We start from the raw sequence: 1,774 nt of genomic DNA, 5'->3' as shown, positions 1-1,774 counted from the left end.
CGTGCACCGCCTGAACCGGGCCCTGTCCGAGGAGGTCGAGGCGGCTCCCGCCTTCGCCATCCGACCCGCACGCTCTCGCGCTTCTACGGCATCGTGCGGGCCGCCGACGGCGACCTCGACGCGGCGGAGAACCTGGCCGCCGAGTTCGGCATGAGCCGCGAGACCTTCCGCGACGTCCGCGCCGCGGTCGGCGCCGACTCGCTCGACGCGGAGACCGACGACGCCGACGGCAGCGCGAAGGAGAAGGGCTACGGCGTCACCGCTGCCCCGATCTTCGCCCCTCCCCCGTGGTCGACGTCGAGGACAAGATCCTCGTCGACATGGCCTTCGCCGCCATGACCGACGAGGAGGCCCGCATCTGCGAGCTCGCCTACGGCTTCACCGAGTACGAGCCGGTCCCGACCCGGAGATCGGCCACCGCATGGGCCTCTCGAAGGCGACCGTGCAGCGCAAGCGTCAGAAGGCGCTTGGCCAGTCACGCAAGGCCCTTGGCGTGGCTCTCGCGGAGGAGAACTGACATGGACACCATCACCTTCCTGCACCCCGGCGACCCGCGTCCGCATGACGGGCGACGTCGTCGACACCCCAGGTCCAGACCGGCGAGCTCCTCGTCGAGCGCACCGACGACGGGCTCGCGCGTGTGGGGGTCAAGCCGGGTGATGTGCGGTGAGCGAGCACCTCCACGTGAGCATCCCGCCCGCCCGCTTCCGCGCCTCGGGGCGAGCCGCCCGACGTCGCCGAGGTCGAGCGCGTGCGCGAGCCAGCTAAGCCGACGGCCTACACGATCGCCCCTACCGACGAGACGTGCTCCCTGCATCCGCACGACCACCTGTGGTGGGTCGAGATCTCGACGGGCGAGGCTGCCCTCTGGTGCGACCGTTGCGGCACGTCGAACCTGCCGGCTCGCCCCCACGCGAACCCACACCCCGCCCGCGCTACACCTGGCGCGCGTTCCTCACCGACCTGAGAGGCCTCCTCCGACCGTGATCGTTGTCCACACCAAGCCTCGTTGCGTCCAGTGCGACGCCGTCGAAGCGCTACCTCGACCGCCACGGCCTGGAGTTCGTCGAGGTCCCGCTCACCCCCGCCTCGACCGCCGCCTTCCAGGCCGCCGGCATCCTCGCGCCCCCGTCGTCGAGCTGCCCGGCGAGGAGCCCTTCGGCGGGTTCCGCGCGCCGTTGCTCGACGCCTGGCGGGTGAAGAACGGAGGGAAGTAGCCACGTGAGTTGCGCAAGGTGCCTTGCGTGACTTACGGTAGAGGCACTCCCCCAGGGAGCCGGATCGGCCGGCTTCCACGTCCGGCCCTCGGGCCAGGAAGGAGGGCCCTCATGGCCTCCACGACTGTCACCCCGAGCACCTTCGCTGTGCTGACCGACTCGGTCGAGGGCCGCTGGCCGTTCCGGGTCGAGATCCGGGGCACCGAGTACGTGCTCGACACGTACGGCTGGGCGTTCGGCGGCGACGCGCGCGGCGAGTACATGACCCTCCCCGTCTTCCCCGTCGGCGGAGGCGACCGCCGGAAGGTGACCGTCCGCGACAACACACCCGCGCGCGTGCTGTCGTACGTCGGCAACTGGGACCCGAACCGCGAGGTCTTCGTCTGACCCACCCCCGCCAGGCCCCCGCCCCTACCTGGGACGGGGCCTTCGTCGTTTCGTGACTCCGTCCCCCGCAAGACCTTCCCGGCAACGGAGTTACGAGGTATCGTCCCAGCATGACCGACCACGCCTATACGCGGATCTCATTCGACTCCCGAGTCTCCGGCTCGATCGCC

Annotated in this window: 2 protein-coding genes; both read left to right on the top strand. The window is 70.7% G+C overall.

Going from position 1 to position 1,774, the window contains the following annotated elements; genetic code table 11:
* Positions 1-339: hypothetical protein (locus PROKR_RS01735; protein WP_211239992.1), on the top strand; the 339-nt coding region annotated here is incomplete at its 5' end.
* Between the two features lie 989 nt (positions 340-1,328).
* Positions 1,329-1,604, top strand: coding sequence for a hypothetical protein (locus PROKR_RS01730; RefSeq protein WP_036959151.1), 276 nt, complete (start codon positions 1,329-1,331; stop codon positions 1,602-1,604).
* Positions 1,605-1,774 lie beyond the last annotated feature (170 nt).

Origin of the sequence: Promicromonospora kroppenstedtii DSM 19349, assembly GCF_000515355.1 — a bacterium.
GTDB lineage: Bacteria > Actinomycetota > Actinomycetes > Actinomycetales > Cellulomonadaceae > Promicromonospora > Promicromonospora kroppenstedtii.
The sequence above is the reverse complement of the archived record's forward strand: the minus strand, read 5'-3'. Positions and strand labels throughout refer to the sequence as shown.

What these genes read in the sequence shown, in the direction of transcription:
- PROKR_RS01730 (WP_036959151.1), top strand. Translation starts at nt 1,329, where the DNA reads ATGGCCTCCACGACTGTCACCCCGAGCACCTTCGCTGTGCTGACCGAC.